Raw genomic sequence first — 16387 nt, 5'->3', positions numbered from 1 at the left:
GGCCGCGCCGGGCCGCGGCGCGTACTTCCCCGTACCCGTCGTACCCGTACCGGTGGCGGTCACGAACGCAGCTCCTTGCCGGTGAGCTCCAGAAACACGTCTTCCAGGGTGTGCCGCTCCACCGAGATGCGGTCCGGCATCACCCCGTGCTGCGCGCACCAGGACGTCACCGTGGCGAGCAGCTGCGGGCCGACCTTGCCGACGACCCGGTACGAGCCCGGGGTCAGCTCGGCGACCGCCGTGTCGGCCGGGAGCGCCTTGAGGAGCGACGCCAGGTCGAGCCCCGGGCGGCCGGTGAAGCGGAGCGTGTTCTCGGCACCGCCGCGGCACAGCTCCTCCGGGGAGCCCTGGGCGATGACCCGGCCGGCGTCGATGATGGCGACGTCGTCGGCGAGCTGCTCCGCCTCGTCCATGAAGTGGGTGGTGAGGATCACGGAGACGCCGTCGGCGCGCAGGTCCCGCACCAGATCCCAGGTGGCGCGGCGGGCCTGCGGGTCGAGGCCGGCGGTCGGCTCGTCCAGGAAGACCAGCTCCGGACGCCCGACGACGGCCATCGCCAGCGCCAGGCGCTGGCGCTGGCCGCCGGACAGGCGGCGGTAGGCGGTCCGGCCGCAGGACCCGAGTCCGAGGCGCTCGACGAGGGCGTCCACGTCCAGCGGGTGGGCGTGCAGCCTCGCGACATGGCGGAGCATCTCCTCGGCGCGGGCGCCGGAGTAGACGCCGCCGGACTGGAGCATCACGCCCACGCGGGGCCGCAGCTCACCGGCGCGCCGGACGGGGTCGAGGCCCAGGACGCGGACCGTGCCGGAATCCGGCTTCCGGTATCCCTCGCAGGTCTCGACCGTGGTCGTCTTGCCCGCCCCGTTGGGACCGAGTACGGCGGTGACACCCGCCCGGGCCACCAGGTCGAGGCCGTCCACCGCGGTCTTCGTGCCGTACCGCTTCACCAGGGCCTGGACCTGGACCACGGGCTCGCTTCGCATGGCCCCGAGTCTAGGTACGCGGGCGCGGGCGCAGGCGGGCGGGTACGGGAAGTCCCCCGCACGGGGACGGCGTACGCCGCGGGGGACGGCGCACGCCGCGGGACGGGCCCGTTCGGAGTCGTCGAGGGGGCCGCCCCCGCGGTGCGTGCCGAGTGCGCGCCGCCCGGGCCGAGCGCGCCGAGCGGAACGGTCCACGGCGAGGCCCGCGCGTGACGTATGGGCCGGTCGGAGGGGGTGCGGGCGGAACTCGCGGACCCCGCCCGTTTGATCGATCGGTGATCGTTTCCGCAGGTCAGATTAGGTATGCCTAAGTGACGCACGGCACCGTCGGGGGATCGGGCGCCGCTTGCCCGGCTCAGACGAATTACGCAACAATGGCGTTGTGAAAAACGTCGGCGAGGCTCGGGAGACCCCCATGGGGGCCCCTCAGGAGGAGTTCGCGACCGGTGAGCGCTCGACGCGCAACCGGGTCGCGCGGTCCATCCTGGACCACGGCCCGTCGACCGTCGCCGAGCTGGCCGAGCGGCTCGGGCTCACCCAGGCGGCCGTGCGCCGGCATCTCGACGCCCTGGTCGCCGACGGCGTCGTCGAGGCCCGCGACCGCCCGGTCTACGGCACGCGGACGCGCGGCCGGCCCGCCAAGGCGTTCGCGCTGACGGACTGCGGCCGGGACGCCTTCGACCAGTCCTACGACCAGCTGGCCGTGGACGCGCTGCGCTGGATCGCCGAGCGTGAGGGCGGGGAGCAGGCGGTCGCCGCCTTCGCCCGGGCCCGGATCGCCGCCCAGGCGGGCGCGTACCGCAGGGCCGTCGCCGAAGCGGCCCCGGAACAGCGGACGGAAGCGCTGGCCAAGGCCCTCAGCGCGGACGGGTACGCTGCAACCGCGCGCAGCGCACCGGTCGGCGAACAGCTCTGCCAGCACCACTGCCCGGTCGCCCACGTCGCCGAACAGTTCCCGCAGCTGTGCGAGGCCGAGACGGAATTTTTCGCCGAGCTGCTCGGTACACATGTGCAGCGGCTGGCGACCATCGCCCACGGCGACGGCGTCTGCACCACCTTCATCCCGAAGGGTGCGAAGACGGCCGGGGCCGCCAAGGCTGCCAGAGCCGCGAAGCCCCCGAAGACCCCGAAGACCACTCACCACGCATCTGCAAGCACGGCCGGGAGGAACCCCGCATGACTCTCCCCACGGAGACTGCCCACCCTGAGCTGGAGGGCCTGGGCACGTACGAATACGGCTGGGCCGACCGGGACGAGGCCGGTGCGTCGGCGCGTCGCGGCCTGGACGAGGACGTCGTCCGGGACATCTCCGCGAAGAAGGACGAGCCGGAGTGGATGACCAAGCTCCGCCTCAAGGGCCTGAGGCTCTTCGAGAAGAAGCCCATGCCGAACTGGGGCTCGGACCTGTCGGGGATCGACTTCGACAACATCAAGTACTTCGTGCGCTCCACGGAGAAGCAGGCGGAGTCCTGGGAGGACCTGCCCGAGGACATCAAGAACACGTACGACAAGCTGGGCATCCCCGAGGCCGAGAAGAAGCGCCTCGTGGCCGGTGTCGCGGCCCAGTACGAGTCCGAGGTCGTCTACCACCAGATCCGCGAGGACCTGGAGGAGCAGGGCGTCATCTTCCTGGACACCGACACGGCCCTGAAGGAGCACCCGGAGCTCTTCAAGGAGTACTTCGGCACCGTCATCCCGGCCGGTGACAACAAGTTCGCCGCGCTGAACACCGCGGTGTGGTCCGGCGGTTCCTTCATCTACGTGCCGAAGGGCGTGCACGTGGAGATCCCGCTCCAGGCCTACTTCCGTATCAACACGGAGAACATGGGCCAGTTCGAGCGGACCCTGATCATCGTCGACGAGGGTGCCTACGTGCACTACGTCGAGGGATGCACGGCCCCGATCTACAAGTCGGACTCGCTCCACAGCGCGGTCGTCGAGATCATCGTCAAGAAGAACGCCCGCTGCCGTTACACGACCATCCAGAACTGGTCGAACAACGTCTACAACCTGGTCACCAAGCGCGCCGTGGCGTACGAGGGCGCGACCATGGAGTGGATCGACGGCAACATCGGCTCCAAGGTGACGATGAAGTACCCGGCCGTCTACCTGATGGGCGAGCACGCCAAGGGCGAGACCCTGTCCATCGCCTTCGCCGGCGCGGGCCAGCACCAGGACGCGGGCGCCAAGATGGTCCACATGGCGCCGAACACCTCGTCCAACATCGTCTCCAAGTCCGTGGCGCGCGGCGGCGGCCGCACCTCCTACCGCGGTCTGATCGAGATCGGCGAGGGCGCCCCGGGCTCCAAGTCGAACGTGCTCTGCGACGCCCTGCTGGTGGACACGATCTCCCGCTCCGACACGTACCCCTACGTGGACGTCCGCGAGGACGACGTGTCGATGGGCCACGAGGCGACCGTCTCCAAGGTCTCCGAGGACCAGCTCTTCTACCTGATGAGCCGCGGTCTGAGCGAGGACGAGGCCATGGCGATGATCGTGCGCGGCTTCGTCGAGCCGATCGCCAAGGAGCTGCCGATGGAGTACGCGCTGGAGCTCAACCGGCTGATCGAGCTGCAGATGGAGGGCGCGGTCGGCTAACCACCGGCCAGGGGCGGCCCAGGCGCCGCCCCGCCGTCCCCGTCAAGCCCCTTACGTAACGGAAAGCGAGCACTACGACAGCCATGGCTGAGGCTCAGAACATCCCGGTCGGTTCGACGACCGCCGGTGCCATCGCGGTCGCCGCCGAGGCGGACTCGACCGTCGCCACGCGCATGAGCGCGCCCCCGTCCTTCGACGTGGCGGACTTCCCGGTCCCGCACGGCCGCGAGGAGGAGTGGCGGTTCACCCCGCTGGAGCGCCTGCGCGGCCTGCACGACGGCACCGCCGTCGCCACCGGCGACGGCGTGAAGGTCGCCGTCGAGGCCCCCGAGGGCGTCACCGTCGAGACCGTCGGCCGCGACGACGCCCGGCTCGGCAGGGCCGGCACCCCGGTGGACCGCGTCGCCGCCCAGGCGTACTCCGCCTTCGAGCGGGCCTCGGTCGTGACCGTGCCGAAGGAGACCGTCCTCACCGAGCCGATCCGCATCGCCGTGCACGGCGAGGGCGGGGTCGCCTACGGCCACCAGGTCATCGAGCTCGGCGCCTTCGCCGAGGCCGTCGTGGTCATCGACCACACCGGTGACGCGGTGCTCGCCGCCAACGTCGACTACCTCCTCGGCGACGGCGCCAAGCTGACCGTCGTCTCGGTCCAGGACTGGGACGACCAGGCCGTGCACGCCGGCCAGCACAACGCGCTCATCGGCCGGGACGCGTCCTTCAAGTCCATCATCGTCACCTTCGGCGGCGACCTGGTCCGGCTGCACCCGCGCGTGAACTACGCCGGTCCCGGCGGCGAGGCCGAGATGTTCGGCCTGTACTTCACCGAGAAGGGCCAGCACCAGGAGCACCGGCTCTTCGTCGACCACAACGTTCCGCACTGCACGTCGAACGTGGTCTACAAGGGCGCGCTCCAGGGCGACGACGCGCACGCGGTGTGGATCGGCGACGTCCTCATCGAGGCCGCGGCCGAGGGCACGGACACCTACGAGATGAACCGCAACCTGGTCCTGACGGACGGCGCGCGGGTCGACTCGGTGCCCAACCTGGAGATCGAGACCGGCGAGATCGTCGGCGCCGGCCACGCCTCCGCCACCGGCCGCTTCGACGACGAGCAGCTGTTCTACCTGATGGCCCGCGGCATCCCGGAGCACGAGGCCCGCCGTCTGGTGGTCCGCGGCTTCTTCGCCGAGCTGGTCCAGCAGATCGGCATCCCGGACATCGAAGAGCGCCTGATCGCCAAGATCGAGCAGGAGCTGGAGGCGTCGGTCGCATGACCTTCGTACGCGCCTGCGGGCTGAGCGAGCTGGAGGAGGACACCCCGAAGCGGGTGGAACTCGACGGCACGCCCGTGTCCCTCGTGCAGACCGAGGGAGAGGTGTTCGCGATCCACGACATCTGCTCGCACGCGAACGTCTCGCTCTCGGAGGGCGAGGTCGACGACTGCCACATCGAGTGCTGGCTGCACGGCTCGCGCTTCGACCTGCGCTCCGGCAAGCCCGACAGTCTTCCGGCGACGCGTCCCGTCCCCGTATACCCCGTAAAGATCGAAGGGGACGACGTGCTCGTCTCCCTCACCCAGGAGTCCTGAGGCACCCATGGCAACGCTTGAAATCCGAGACCTGCACGTCACCGTCGAGGCCGACAACGCCACGAAGGAGATCCTCAAGGGCGTCGACCTCACCGTGAAGCAGGGCGAGACGCACGCCATCATGGGCCCCAACGGCTCGGGCAAGTCGACCCTCGCCTACTCCCTCGCCGGTCACCCCAAGTACACGATCACCGGCGGCACCGTCACCCTCGACGGCGAGGACGTCATCGAGATGTCCGTCGACGAGCGGGCCCGCGCCGGCCTGTTCCTCGCCATGCAGTACCCGGTCGAGGTCCCCGGCGTCTCCGTCTCCAACTTCCTGCGCACCTCCGCCACCGCCATCCGCGGCGAGGCCCCCAAGCTGCGCACCTGGGTGAAGGAGGTCAAGGAGGCCATGGAGCGCCTCAACATGGACCCCGCCTTCGCCGAGCGCAACGTCAACGAGGGCTTCTCCGGCGGTGAGAAGAAGCGCCACGAGATCCTCCAGCTCGAACTGCTCAAGCCGAAGGTCGCGATCCTCGACGAGACCGACTCCGGCCTGGACGTCGACGCGCTGCGCGTGGTGTCCGAAGGCGTCAACCGCGTGCGCGAGACCGGCGAGGTCGGCACCCTGCTGATCACGCACTACACGCGCATCCTGCGGTACATCAAGCCCGACCACGTCCACGTGTTCGCGAACGGCCGCATCGTCGAGTCCGGCGGTCCCGAGCTCGCCGACAAGCTGGAGAACGAGGGCTACGAGGCGTACGTGAAGGGTGGCGCATCCGCGTGACACAGCTGCCGGGCCTCCTCGACACCGAGGCGATCCGCAAGGACTTCCCGATCCTGGACCGTGTGCTCCACGACGGGAAGAAGCTCGTCTACCTCGACAACGCCGCGACCTCGCAGACCCCGCGCCAGGTCATCGACGTCCTCGACGAGTACTACGAGCAGCACAACGCCAACGTCCACCGTGGCGTGCACGTCCTCGCCGAGGAGGCCACGGCGCTGTACGAGGGCGCGCGTGACAAGGTCGCGGAGTTCATCAACGCACCCTCGCGCAACGAGGTGATCTTCACCAAGAACGCCTCGGAGTCCCTCAACCTCGTGGCCAACATGCTGGGCTGGGCCGACGAGCCCTACCGGGTGGACCACGAGACCGAGATCGTCATCACGGAGATGGAGCACCACTCCAACATCGTGCCGTGGCAGCTGCTCGCGCAGCGCACGGGCGCGAAGCTGAAGTGGTTCGGCCTGACCGACGACGGCCGCCTGGACCTGTCCAACATCGACGAGGTCATCACCGAGAAGACCAAGGTCGTCTCGTTCGTGCTGGTCTCCAACATCCTGGGCACGCTCAACCCGGTCGAGGCGATCATCCGCCGCGCCCAGGAGGTCGGCGCCCTGGTCTGCGTCGACGCCTCCCAGGCCGCGCCGCACATGCCGCTGGACGTGCAGGCCCTCCAGGCCGACTTCGTCGCCTTCACCGGACACAAGATGTGCGGCCCGACCGGCATCGGCGTGCTCTGGGGCCGCCAGGAGCTGCTGGAGGACCTGCCCCCGTTCCTCGGCGGCGGCGAGATGATCGAGACCGTGTCGATGCACTCGTCGACGTACGCTCCCGCCCCGCACAAGTTCGAGGCGGGCACCCCGCCGATCGCGCAGGCGGTCGGTCTGGGCGCGGCGATCGACTACCTCAACTCGATCGGCATGGACAAGATCCTCGCCCACGAGCACGCGCTCACCGAGTACGCGGTCAAGCGGCTGGCGGACGTCCCCGGCCTGCGCATCATCGGCCCGACCACGGCCGAGGACCGGGGCGCCGCGATCTCCTTCACCCTCGGTGACATCCACCCGCACGACGTGGGCCAGGTCCTCGACGAGCAGGGCATCGCCGTCCGCGTCGGCCACCACTGCGCGCGCCCGGTCTGCCTGCGCTACGGAATTCCCGCGACCACGCGAGCGTCGTTCTATCTGTACTCCACGCCGGCCGAGATCGATGCTCTGGTCGACGGCCTGGAGCACGTACGGAACTTCTTCGGCTGAGGGGCGTGCTGAAAAGGTGAAGCTGGATTCCATGTACCAGGACGTCATCCTGGACCACTACAAGAACCCCCACGGGCGTGGTCTGCGGGACGGCGACGCCGAGGTGCACCACGTGAACCCCACGTGCGGCGACGAGATCACGCTGCGCGTGAAGTACGACGGCACGACCATCACAGACGTCAGCTACGAGGGCCAGGGCTGCTCCATCAGCCAGGCGTCGGCCTCCGTGCTGAACGAACTCCTCGTCGGCAAGGACCTCGCCGACGCGCAGAAGATCCAGGAGACCTTCCTGGAACTGATGCAGTCCAAGGGCCGGATCGAGCCCGACGACGCCATGGAGGACATCCTGGAGGACGCGGTCGCGTTCGCCGGGGTGTCCAAGTACCCGGCCCGGGTCAAGTGCGCCCTGCTGAGCTGGATGGCCTGGAAGGACGCGACGGCCCAGGCGCTGGACGGCGCCGACGCCGAAAGGAAGACGGCATGAGCGAGACCGTGGAGATGAAGCCGGCCTCGGAGGAGGAGCTCCGCGAGGCCCTGATGGACGTCGTCGACCCCGAGCTGGGCATCGACGTCGTCAACCTGGGCCTGATCTACGGCATCCACATCGACGACGCCAACATCGCGACCGTCGACATGACCCTGACCTCGGCGGCCTGCCCGCTGACCGACGTCATCGAGGACCAGGCCAAGTCCGCCACGGACGGCCTCGTCAACGAGCTGCGCATCAACTGGGTCTGGATGCCGCCGTGGGGCCCCGACAAGATCACGGACGACGGACGCGAGCAGCTGCGGGCGCTCGGGTTCAACGTCTGAGACACCCCGGGACCGAGCGGTCCCACCGGAACGGCGGCACCCACGGGTGCCGCCGTTCCGCTGTGGGGGCCCGGCCCGTTGTGTACGCTCGTACACATGGGATACCTGCTGCTGGCCGGAGCCATCGCCGCCGAGGTCGCCGGGACCACCGCCATGAAGTACAGCGAGGGCTTCAGCAGGCTGTGGCCGTCGCTGCTGACCCTCCTCGGGTATCTGATCTCCTTCGGCCTGCTCGCGCAGACGCTGAAGACCCTCTCCATCGGCACCGCCTACGCCATCTGGTCCGGCGTCGGCACCGCCGCCATCGCCACTATCGGCATCGTCTTCCTCGGTGAGGGGATGACCCTCGCCAAGGCCGTCGGCATCGCGCTGATCATCGTCGGCGTGGTGGTGCTGAACCTGGGAGGAGCGCACTGATGCCCCGCCGCCACGACCCCGGACGGCGGCAGCGGATCATCGACGCGGCGATCCGGGTGGTGGGGGAGAAGGGCATCGCCGGGCTCAGCCACCGCTCCGTGGCGGACGAGGCCGATGTGCCGCTCGGCTCCACGACGTACCACTTCGCTTCCCTCGACGATCTGCTGGTGGCGGCGCTGCGCCAGGCCGAGGAGGGGTTCGCGACGGTGGTCGCCGCACACCCCGCCCTCGCGGACCCCCGGGCCGACCTGGCGGCGGAGCTGGCCCGCGTCCTCGGTGAGTGGCTGGGCGGCGACCGCGGCGGCGCCGAGCTGGAGTACGAGCTCTACCTCGCCGCCCTGCGGCGTCCCGCCCTGCGCCCGGTCGCCGCCGAGTGGGCCGAGGGCGTCGCCGAGCGGCTGGCCCGCCGCACCGACCCGGTCACGGCGCGGGCCCTGATCGCCCTGATGGACGGCATCTGCCTGGAGGTGCTGCTGACCGGCGCTCCTTACGACGAGGCGTACGCGCGCGAGGCGCTGTCGCGGGTCGTTTCCCCAGGTCGTTGACGTCGGCGGGGCGTGTACCGCCCGGCACGCGAGACGGCCGCGGGGCGGGTTGGCCTCCTCGGCCCCCGGCCGGTTAGGTTGCCCTCATGACCGACACGACTGCTCCCCGTACCACCGGCGCCGTGGCCGCCGGCCTCGCCACGATCGCCTCCGACGGCACCGTCCTCGACACCTGGTTCCCCGCCCCCGAGCTGGTCGACGAGCCCGGCCCGTCCGGCACCGAGCGGCTCTCCGCCGAGCAGGCCGCCCAGCTGCTCGGCGGCGGCGCGACCGCGGCGATCGGCCCGGACACCCGCCGCGGCGTCGAGGTCGTCGCGGTCCGCACGGTCATCGCCTCCCTGGACGACAAGCCGGTCGACGCGCACGACGTCTACCTGCGCCTGCACCTGCTCTCCCACCGCCTGGTCAAGCCGCACGGCCAGAACCTGGACGGCATCTTCGCCCACCTCGCCAACGTGGCCTGGACCTCGCTGGGCCCGGTCGCCGTCGACGAGGTGGAGAAGGTGCGCCTCAACGCCCGTGCCGAGGGGCTGCACCTCCAGGTGACCTCCATCGACAAGTTCCCGCGCATGACCGACTACGTCGCCCCCAAGGGCGTGCGGATCGCCGACGCCGACCGGGTCCGCCTCGGCGCGTACCTCGGCGAGGGCACCACCGTCATGCACGAGGGCTTCGTCAACTTCAACGCGGGCACGCTCGGCACCTCCATGGTCGAGGGCCGTATCTCCGCGGGCGTCGTCGTCGGCGACGGCTCGGACATCGGCGGCGGCGCCTCCACCATGGGCACCCTGTCCGGCGGCGGCAACGTGATCATCTCCATCGGCGAGCGCTGCCTGGTCGGCGCCGAGGCGGGCGTCGGTATCGCGCTGGGTGACGAGTGCGTGGTCGAGGCCGGCCTGTACGTCACCGCCGGCACCCGCGTGACGATGCCCGACGGACAGATCGTCAAGGCCCGCGAGCTGTCCGGCGCCTCCCACATCCTCTTCCGCCGCAACTCGGTCACGGGCGCGGTCGAGGCCCGCCCGAACAACGCGGTGTGGGGCGGGCTGAACGAGGTTCTGCACAGCCACAACTGATCACCGGCGGCCATGGCCTCCGTGCCGAGGGCGTGAAGAACGGCCCCTGACCCGGGTAGTGGGTCAGGGGCCGTTCGCTTGCCCGGATTCCGGTGCGCCGTTTCAGTTTCGGGGCGGTTCCCCGGTCGGGTCGTGATGAGGGTTCTCCGCCGCGCGTGCGGAGGGAAGTTGCGGTGGATCGAGATCTCCGGTGTTCAGTGCGATGGATGAAGGGAAATCATCGGCGATATCGGGGACGTTCTGCACGATGGCGATGAGATTTCCGATGGCGGAGCCCAGATGTTCACTTCTCCAGCGCAGGACCCCCTGAATTCTCATGAGGGCCGTTGTGAGCTCACCGTCAGCGGCCCGTTCCGAGTTCTCGATCAGGAGTTGCAGGTCTCCCTGGATCAGCTCGTCCCTTGGCAGCTCCCGGATCTGTGCCTCTCTGGTGGCGAGGGCGCGGGCTACGTACGCCAATTGGTCGAGCCCCTCGTACTCGCCGGTGCGGACCGCGTCTCGCCCCCAGACGACGTAACCGATCATCCAAGCGTGAAGTGAGAGCAGCCAGTACCTGGCCTGCCGGCGGGCCTCCTGCTGCTTATCGTTGAGGAATTGAACGCCCAGGTGGCGGACGGCGGTCACACCGGCTGCCAGACCGAAGGTGGCGCCACCGTACTGCACCGCGTCCGTAAGGGACTGGTTGAATCCCAGGTAGCTCGTGGCCCACGTGGCCACACCCGCTGCCAGGGAGTTGACCCCATCCTGGAGGAGTCGATAACGACCCATCCGGACGTCGTCAGGTATGCCGTGCAGAATCTCGTTCGCCATCTCGATCCGCAGGGCTTCTTCATCATCCGAAGGTCCCCGCGAGTCGATCAGGAGGCCGTAGGTTGCGACGGAGAATCGCTTGCCGAACAGGACGGCGCGATCTGACGTCGGTTCCACGCCGGCCAGTTCGAAGACTTCGTTGCTTTTTTCCGTCTGTGCGGCGCGCTGCCCCCAGTCCGCCATGCGCTTGAAGAACGTGGTGTTCATCCCGTTGCGCCACTCGGGAAAGCGGACGCCGTAAGTGACGTGCTCCCGGGTCAGGCGCGTCGTTGCCCTGATCACCCCGCGACTGCGTTCGCCGGGGATCGGCGTGTGGTCCAGCTCATCGCATAACAGCTTGGCGGCCTGCGCGATGTTGGGAGGGGTTGGATCGTCCCGCTTGTGACCCGGGTAAAGGGCCTCGACGACGGCCTTGTAGCGGATGTCGGCCAAGAGCGCGCGCCGATGCACGACTCTCTTCAGAGCCCGGAAGCCGCGGTATGCATGTGACCCAGATCGCCCTGCGTCCCCCATGATAGCCATGAGTCGTCAGGGTAGTGGTCTACGTCACATATCCGCCACCTAGGGCCAACGGTGCGACCGCCTCCGGCCGCAGAGGGCTTCCCTGCTCTGTCCGCTGCGCGCGGCAGCCGGCGCCGGCTGTTGGCGGTCCGGTCGCTTCGGCTACCGTGCGCTGTATGTCCTCCGGACTGGATACGCCCCAAGGCGCGGCCGAACTGGCCGAGTCGCTTCTGGCTCCGCTCCGCAACCGCTGACTGCACACCCGGGCCGTGGCGGCTCGCGCGCGAAGCCGCTCCGGCCGTGTCCGAGGAAGACCGTGATCTGCTCGTCGCCGCCGCGTGGTTGCACGACATCGGGTACGAGCCGGGGCTCCGCTGCGTTCCCGTGCCGGCCGTCGGCTGGCTGCCGAACGCTGGCTGTTGTCCGCCCATCCGGTCCCCAGCCAGGCACGGGGGGAATGGACGGAGCGCGGTGTGGCCCTGCTGCCCTTGGGGACGCTGTTCTCCGCCGTACGGATTCCAGGCCGCCTGGTGCAGGCGGTCATCGCCAGTGCCGACGCCGAGGAGATCGACGACTTCCTCGACGAGTTCCTCGATGGCGGCCCCGTCATCTGCGATCCGCGCGGCCCCCGGTACTACGCACTCGTACCCGCGAGCGTACCGACGACCTGGCGGCAGGCCGCGGACGACTGGCGTCGGTCGGCGGACGTCGAATGCCTTGGTCGGGGGAGCTACCTAGGAGTGCCCCGGGCCCACGCGACGGATTTCCGTCCGCAGACGCTGGAAAGCTACTGGTCGGTGGCCATGGCGTCCCCCGGCCTGCTCTGCCCGCCGCTCACCGTGGCCCGGCTGATCGCCGTCGGAGTGCACCACCTGTCCGGTGGGGAGGAAGCCTGGCCGAGGGACGCGCCGCTGAGCACGTGCACCCGTCAGTGTCCGGTCTGAGCCCCTTGGCGAGGGCCGCGCCCCGCGGGCGGGTGTGTCCCCCGGCGTACATATGATCGGCGTGACCTCGCGGTGGTCTTGGCGGATGAACGGGTGGACGCAGAGTCCGATCAGACGCCGAACCGATGAAACGAGGGCCTGGTATGACGAACGAGCGGGTGAGGACCGTGGGGCGCTGGCTGACCGGGGCGGGCGCCGTGGCCGCGGTGTGCTGGCTCCCGGCGGGGACCGCGCACGCCGACGAGACCAACACGGCGTCGCACAACGGTCCCCGGGTGGCGTTGATCAACATCGGCCAGGTCGACGACCCCATGGAGGACGTGCTGGAGCACACGCTCCTCTTCGGTGACGGCTACGCCTGGAACTGAGCCGGTTCCGGGGCCGTCGGGAGCTCGAAGACTCAGGAACCCAGAAGCTCCTCGTATGCCGCCAGCAGGCCGTCGGCCGCATCCCGGCCGGCGGGGCGCAGGGGCGGACGGACCGGGCCCGCGGGCAGGCCCAGCGCGGTGAGCAGTGCCTTCGCCGTGACCGTGCCGGGCAGGCCCGCCGCCATCATCCGCTCGATCAGCGGCGTCGCCCGCTGCTGGAGCCGGGCCGCCCCTGCCGTGTCGCCCGCGTCGAACGCGTCGAGGACGCGCCGGAGCCTGGCCGGGGCGGCGTTGGCGACCGTGCTGACGTAGCCCGCGGCGCCGATCGCGTACAGGGCGAGGTTGTGCTCGTCGCAGCCCGCGTAGTACGCGAGCTTTGTGCGCGACAGGACCTTCTGGATGCCGAGCAGGTCGTGGGAGCAGTCCTTGACCGCCACGATCCGCGGGTGCTCGGCGAGGCGGAGGACCGTGCCGGGCTCGATGCGGGTGCCGGTGCGGGCCGGGATGTCGTAGAGCATCAGAGGCAGGCCGGAGGCGTCCGCGACCTGCCGGAAATGAGCCTCCAGCGCGTCCTGCGGGGGCCTGCTGTAGTAGGGCGCCACCACCAGCAGTCCGTCCGCGCCGGCCTTCTCGGCCGCCCGGGCCAGTTCCACCGTGTGCCGGGTGTCGGCGGTGCCGACGCCCGCCACGATCGCGGCCCGGTCGCCGACCGCCTCCCGCACCGCCCTGACCAGGGTGGCCTTCTCGGCGTCGGTCGTGGTGGGCGACTCGCCCGTGGTCCCGGAGAGCACCAGGCCGTCGCAGCCGCGGGCCACCAGGTGGTCGGCGAGACGCGCCGCGCCGCCGGGATCGAGGGCGCCGTCCTCGGTGAAGGGGGTGATCATGGCGCAGAGCGTGCGGCCGAAGGGCGGGAGCAGGGAGCGGTCCGTCGTCATGGCAGCAGTCTCGGCGGGCGGAAGCTGTAGCTCTACTTAAATCTTCTACGAGGTATTCGTAAGAAATACTTCAGGTGCTGAGGGTGGGGCCGTGGCCGGTTCCGCCGGGGCGGGGCGGGGGCCTATGGGCAAGGCGGCCGTCTTCGGGCACCATGGCGGGGACGGTCACCGGCACCACGTCAGGGTCATGGGAGGCGTCATGAAGCTCGGCAAGGCACTCGCCACGGGGATCGCGGAGGAGCGGCCCGAGGCCCACGAGGAGGAGCTCCGGCTTCCCGAGGAGGCCCGGGAGCCCGCCCCGGCCGCGCGCGAAGAGGTGCCGGCCGCCCGATGAGGCTGCGGCTTCCGGAGGAACGCCCTGCGGAGCCGCCGACCGGATACAAGATCGCCCACGCGGTGCTCTCCCAGGACGGCACCCGGGCCGCCTTCACCGGGGTGTCCCTGGGCGGCGCCCTGCCGTACGGAGTCCGCGCCGACGCGTCCTGCGTCTACGGCCTGCGGCACCGGCCGCCCCAGCGCCACTGCGACTGCGGCTTCCACTGCGTGCACGACCGGGCCGCGGCCGAGGCGCTGCTGTGCACGGCCGAGCACCGCGCGGCCGTCCTGCTGGAGGTCACGGTCCTGGGCGCCTACATCCGCTTCGAACGCGGCTTCCGCTACGCCCGCCAGCGGGTGCGGACGGCGACCGTCGGGCCCTGCGCGTGCGGCACGGCCGCCGTGGCGCTGGCCGACGCGGGCTGGGGCCGGCCCGGCTGGCGCGCCCTCGCCCCCGCCTGCGCGGGCTGCCTGCGCGGCCGGTACGCCCTCTCGCTCGCCGCCTTCGCCCGGCTGGCCGGGGACGGGCTGCGGGTGGTCGCCGGGGGCGGGGCGGCGGGGCGGCGTCCGCCGGGGGAGGCGCCGGCGGACGCGGAATTCGGCGTGCCCGAACTGGTCGCCGAGGCGGCGCTGTTGCAGGCCCGCCTCGACTGGTTCCAGACCCAGCTGGCCCGGCTCGGCGCCCGGGGAGCAGGAGGCGCGGGGCAGGGGTAGCGGGGGCCGGCGCGGGGTACCCGGGTGTCCCGAACCGAGAGGAGGCGGAACACCGTGACCGGGACCACAGCAACCAGGCCCGTGCGCGACGAGCACCACTCCGTGGGCGACCTCGTGGGTCAGGCCACCGAACAGCTCTCCCGGCTCGTACGCCAGGAAGTGGCTCTCGCCAAGGAGGAACTGGCCGAGAAGGGGCGGCGCGCCGGACGCGGCGGCGGGCTGCTCGGCGCCGCGGGCGCCGTCGCCTACGTGGGTCTGTTCGCCCTGGCCGGCACGGCCACCGCCGCACTCTCGCTGGCGTTGCCCGTCTGGGCCGCGGCGCTCATCGTGACGGCGGTGCTGTTCGCGGCCGCGGGCCTGCTGGCCGTGGCCGGCCGCGCCCAGCTCCGCCGGGCCGCACCCCCCACACCCGAGGCGACCCTCGGCAGCGTCAGGGCCGACGTGGAGGAGATCAGGGAAAGGGCGCATCGATGACGGATCCCACGGAGCGGACCGCACCGGCCACCCCGGCGAGCGGGGACGCCGGGACCGGGCCGGCCGGGCGGCCGGCCGGCGGGGCCAAGGGCCCCGACGAACTGCGGCGGCAGATCGAACAGACCCGCCACGAACTCGGCGACACCGTCGAGGAACTCGCGGGCAAGGCCGATGTGAAGGGCCGCGCCAAGGCGCGGGCGGCCGACCTGAGGGACCGGGCCGGTGCGATGACCGTGCAACTGCGCAGCAGCGCCGCCCAGGCCGGGCACACCGTGCAGGAACGGGCGAACCGGGCGGGGCACGCCGTGGAGCACGGGGTGCCGGGACCCGTCCGCGGCCTGGTCCGGGCCGGACGCCGGCACCCGGCTCCGGTCCTGCTCGCGGGCGCGGCGGCGGGCGCCGCCGTCGCGGCGGGCGTGCTGCTGAGGCGGCACAACGGACACCGCTGAGACCGGCACCGCTGAGACCGGCACCGGGGGAGGGGCCCGCCTCGCGCCCCTCTCTTGACCTCGAGTCAGGTGGAGGTTGAAGGGTGGGCGGTGCGTGCAACACCACCTTCGCTCACCCACCCCGGAGGCCGGCATGACCCGCCGTACCGCAGCACACCCCGATCCGACCCGCACGGACGTGGCGGCGCCCCTCTTCAGCACCTGGCGCGTAGGCACCCCCGAGCGGCAGCGGCGGACCGTCGAGGCGATCGCCCGCGCCTGGGAGCGCCGCCCCTGGCCCGCCGACGCCCTGCGGGCCTACCACGTCTACACCGGGCACGACGGGGCGACGCTGATGCACCACTCGCAGTGGGCGAGCGAGCAGGCGTACGAGACGTTCGCCAAGACCCACCGGCAGGAGCGCGTCGACGAGATCGACACCGCGGTGCCGGACACCGAGCGGCTGGGGCTCCGCCGCTACCGCTACCACCGCAGCCACGAGCGCGCCGCAGGCGACGACCGCGTCCCCGGCCTGATCGTGACGGTGCGGATCGGCTTCGAGCCGGCGGCCGCCAAGCGGCGCGCGGACTGGATCGGCCTGGTGGCCAAGGCGCTCGCCGACGAGCCCGGGCAGCACGGCGGTCTGATCGCCGCCCACTTCCACCTCGGCACCGACGACTGCCATGTGCTCAACTACGCCGAGTGGGAGAGTGCCCGGGCCTACGACGAGGCCCTGGCGGCACCGGCCGGTCCGTCGGCGCGGCTGTGGGAGCGGGTGCGGACGTACCCGGGCGTGACCGGTTTCACCGGCAGCCGGTACGACCACGCCCTCGGCCTCGTGCCCTCCTGAACC

21 protein-coding genes are annotated in these 16387 nt (G+C 71.1%); 18 read left to right on the top strand and 3 right to left on the bottom strand.

The genetic code is table 11. The annotated features are described in order from the left end of the window. Nucleotides 1–59 precede the first annotated feature (59 nt). On the bottom strand, nt 60–983 hold the full coding sequence (locus AB0L74_RS17165) for an ABC transporter ATP-binding protein (RefSeq protein WP_365652010.1): 924 nt from the start codon (nt 981–983) through the stop codon (nt 60–62). 382 nt (nt 984–1365) lie between these two features. Between AB0L74_RS17165 and AB0L74_RS17160 the strand changes: the two genes are divergently transcribed. The 11 genes from AB0L74_RS17160 to dapD all read left to right on the top strand — a co-directional run bounded on the left by AB0L74_RS17160 (nt 1366) and on the right by dapD (nt 10045). Next, nucleotides 1366–2163, top strand: coding sequence for an ArsR family transcriptional regulator (locus AB0L74_RS17160; RefSeq protein WP_365652007.1), 798 nt, complete (start codon nt 1366–1368; stop codon nt 2161–2163). After that, on the top strand, nt 2160–3581 hold the full coding sequence (gene sufB, locus AB0L74_RS17155; RefSeq protein ID WP_365652004.1) for a Fe-S cluster assembly protein SufB: 1422 nt from the start codon (nt 2160–2162) through the stop codon (nt 3579–3581). Before AB0L74_RS17160 ends, sufB begins: the two co-directional genes overlap by 4 nt. 83 nt (nt 3582–3664) lie before the next feature. Continuing rightward, nucleotides 3665–4855 (top strand): Fe-S cluster assembly protein SufD, encoded by a 1191-nt coding sequence (gene sufD, locus AB0L74_RS17150; protein ID WP_365652001.1) that lies wholly within the window; start codon nt 3665–3667, stop codon nt 4853–4855. Next, the gene (locus AB0L74_RS17145) at nt 4852–5169 is read left to right on the top strand and encodes a non-heme iron oxygenase ferredoxin subunit (RefSeq protein WP_365651998.1); all 318 of its coding nucleotides are present in this window, start codon (nt 4852–4854) and stop codon (nt 5167–5169) included. The genes sufD and AB0L74_RS17145 overlap by 4 nt, the downstream gene beginning before the upstream one ends. A 7-nt stretch (nt 5170–5176) precedes the next feature. After that, on the top strand, nt 5177–5941 hold the full coding sequence (gene sufC / locus AB0L74_RS17140; protein WP_029386121.1) for a Fe-S cluster assembly ATPase SufC: 765 nt from the start codon (nt 5177–5179) through the stop codon (nt 5939–5941). Then, a complete protein-coding gene (locus tag AB0L74_RS17135; RefSeq protein ID WP_365651994.1) occupies nt 5938–7194 on the top strand; it encodes a cysteine desulfurase in 1257 nt (418 codons plus the stop codon). The genes sufC and AB0L74_RS17135 overlap by 4 nt, the downstream gene beginning before the upstream one ends. Nucleotides 7195–7210: 16 nt before the next feature. Beyond that, entirely contained in the window at nt 7211–7678 is a 468-nt protein-coding gene (gene sufU / locus AB0L74_RS17130; protein ID WP_164389667.1) for a Fe-S cluster assembly sulfur transfer protein SufU, read from the top strand. Further along, nucleotides 7675–8007: a metal-sulfur cluster assembly factor gene (locus AB0L74_RS17125; protein WP_031117370.1), complete on the top strand. Its 333-nt coding sequence runs from the start codon at nt 7675–7677 to the stop codon at nt 8005–8007. Before sufU ends, AB0L74_RS17125 begins: the two co-directional genes overlap by 4 nt. 96 nt (nt 8008–8103) lie before the next feature. Then, nucleotides 8104–8424, top strand: coding sequence for a multidrug efflux SMR transporter (locus tag AB0L74_RS17120; RefSeq protein WP_365651991.1), 321 nt, complete (start codon nt 8104–8106; stop codon nt 8422–8424). Next, a complete protein-coding gene (locus AB0L74_RS17115; RefSeq protein WP_365651988.1) occupies nt 8424–8969 on the top strand; it encodes a TetR family transcriptional regulator in 546 nt (181 codons plus the stop codon). Before AB0L74_RS17120 ends, AB0L74_RS17115 begins: the two co-directional genes overlap by 1 nt. 86 nt (nt 8970–9055) lie before the next feature. Then, nucleotides 9056–10045 (top strand): 2,3,4,5-tetrahydropyridine-2,6-dicarboxylate N-succinyltransferase, encoded by a 990-nt coding sequence (gene dapD, locus AB0L74_RS17110; protein WP_365651984.1) that lies wholly within the window; start codon nt 9056–9058, stop codon nt 10043–10045. 102 nt (nt 10046–10147) lie between these two features. On the opposite strand, the gene AB0L74_RS17105 is transcribed toward dapD, so the two are convergent. Continuing rightward, a complete protein-coding gene (locus AB0L74_RS17105) occupies nt 10148–11305 on the bottom strand; it encodes a hypothetical protein (protein ID WP_365651981.1) in 1158 nt (385 codons plus the stop codon). Nucleotides 11306–11829: 524 nt separating this feature from the next. Here AB0L74_RS17105 and AB0L74_RS17100 point away from each other — a divergent pair. Together AB0L74_RS17100 and AB0L74_RS17095 are read left to right on the top strand one after the other, a co-directional pair. Then, nucleotides 11830–12300 (top strand): hypothetical protein, encoded by a 471-nt coding sequence (locus AB0L74_RS17100; protein WP_365651978.1) that lies wholly within the window; start codon nt 11830–11832, stop codon nt 12298–12300. Nucleotides 12301–12443: 143 nt separating this feature from the next. Next, complete coding sequence (locus AB0L74_RS17095) at nt 12444–12668, top strand: hypothetical protein (RefSeq protein ID WP_365651976.1); 225 nt, start codon at nt 12444–12446, stop codon at nt 12666–12668. Nucleotides 12669–12700: 32 nt separating this feature from the next. Here AB0L74_RS17095 and dapA read toward each other — a convergent pair whose 3' ends face one another. Continuing rightward, a complete protein-coding gene (gene dapA, locus AB0L74_RS17090; protein WP_365651973.1) occupies nt 12701–13603 on the bottom strand; it encodes a 4-hydroxy-tetrahydrodipicolinate synthase in 903 nt (300 codons plus the stop codon). Between the two features lie 199 nt (nt 13604–13802). On the opposite strand from dapA, the gene AB0L74_RS17085 reads away from it, so the two are divergent. From AB0L74_RS17085 to AB0L74_RS17065, 5 genes are all read left to right on the top strand, one after another. Beyond that, entirely contained in the window at nt 13803–13937 is a 135-nt protein-coding gene (locus tag AB0L74_RS17085) for a hypothetical protein (protein WP_365651970.1), read from the top strand. Further along, nucleotides 13934–14632 (top strand): hypothetical protein, encoded by a 699-nt coding sequence (locus AB0L74_RS17080; RefSeq protein WP_365651968.1) that lies wholly within the window; start codon nt 13934–13936, stop codon nt 14630–14632. The genes AB0L74_RS17085 and AB0L74_RS17080 overlap by 4 nt, the downstream gene beginning before the upstream one ends. Before the next feature lie 54 nt (nt 14633–14686). Continuing rightward, nucleotides 14687–15106 (top strand): phage holin family protein, encoded by a 420-nt coding sequence (locus AB0L74_RS17075; protein WP_365651965.1) that lies wholly within the window; start codon nt 14687–14689, stop codon nt 15104–15106. Further along, a complete protein-coding gene (locus tag AB0L74_RS17070; RefSeq protein WP_365651962.1) occupies nt 15103–15555 on the top strand; it encodes a DUF3618 domain-containing protein in 453 nt (150 codons plus the stop codon). The genes AB0L74_RS17075 and AB0L74_RS17070 overlap by 4 nt, the downstream gene beginning before the upstream one ends. 133 nt (nt 15556–15688) lie before the next feature. Continuing rightward, a complete protein-coding gene (locus AB0L74_RS17065; RefSeq protein WP_365651959.1) occupies nt 15689–16384 on the top strand; it encodes a hypothetical protein in 696 nt (231 codons plus the stop codon). Nucleotides 16385–16387 lie beyond the last annotated feature (3 nt).

It is taken from the genome of Streptomyces sp. NPDC052020 (genome assembly GCF_040680575.1).
GTDB lineage: Bacteria > Actinomycetota > Actinomycetes > Streptomycetales > Streptomycetaceae > Streptomyces.
This window is presented reverse-complemented; position numbering and strand designations above follow the sequence as displayed.

Excerpts from the sequence above, each read along its gene's own strand:
- AB0L74_RS17165 (WP_365652010.1), bottom strand. The coding sequence starts at position 983 with ATGCGAAGCGAGCCCGTGGTCCAGGTCCAGGCCCTGGTGAAGCGGTAC.
- sufB (WP_365652004.1), top strand. The coding sequence starts at position 2,160 with ATGACTCTCCCCACGGAGACTGCCCACCCTGAGCTGGAGGGCCTGGGC.
- sufD (WP_365652001.1), top strand. The coding sequence starts at position 3,665 with ATGGCTGAGGCTCAGAACATCCCGGTCGGTTCGACGACCGCCGGTGCC.
- AB0L74_RS17145 (WP_365651998.1), top strand. The coding sequence starts at position 4,852 with ATGACCTTCGTACGCGCCTGCGGGCTGAGCGAGCTGGAGGAGGACACC.
- sufC (WP_029386121.1), top strand. The coding sequence starts at position 5,177 with ATGGCAACGCTTGAAATCCGAGACCTGCACGTCACCGTCGAGGCCGAC.
- AB0L74_RS17125 (WP_031117370.1), top strand. The coding sequence starts at position 7,675 with ATGAGCGAGACCGTGGAGATGAAGCCGGCCTCGGAGGAGGAGCTCCGC.
- AB0L74_RS17120 (WP_365651991.1), top strand. The coding sequence starts at position 8,104 with ATGGGATACCTGCTGCTGGCCGGAGCCATCGCCGCCGAGGTCGCCGGG.
- AB0L74_RS17115 (WP_365651988.1), top strand. The coding sequence starts at position 8,424 with ATGCCCCGCCGCCACGACCCCGGACGGCGGCAGCGGATCATCGACGCG.
- dapD (WP_365651984.1), top strand. The coding sequence starts at position 9,056 with ATGACCGACACGACTGCTCCCCGTACCACCGGCGCCGTGGCCGCCGGC.
- AB0L74_RS17095 (WP_365651976.1), top strand. The coding sequence starts at position 12,444 with ATGACGAACGAGCGGGTGAGGACCGTGGGGCGCTGGCTGACCGGGGCG.
- dapA (WP_365651973.1), bottom strand. The coding sequence starts at position 13,603 with ATGACGACGGACCGCTCCCTGCTCCCGCCCTTCGGCCGCACGCTCTGC.
- AB0L74_RS17085 (WP_365651970.1), top strand. The coding sequence starts at position 13,803 with ATGAAGCTCGGCAAGGCACTCGCCACGGGGATCGCGGAGGAGCGGCCC.
- AB0L74_RS17080 (WP_365651968.1), top strand. The coding sequence starts at position 13,934 with ATGAGGCTGCGGCTTCCGGAGGAACGCCCTGCGGAGCCGCCGACCGGA.
- AB0L74_RS17070 (WP_365651962.1), top strand. The coding sequence starts at position 15,103 with ATGACGGATCCCACGGAGCGGACCGCACCGGCCACCCCGGCGAGCGGG.
- AB0L74_RS17065 (WP_365651959.1), top strand. The coding sequence starts at position 15,689 with ATGACCCGCCGTACCGCAGCACACCCCGATCCGACCCGCACGGACGTG.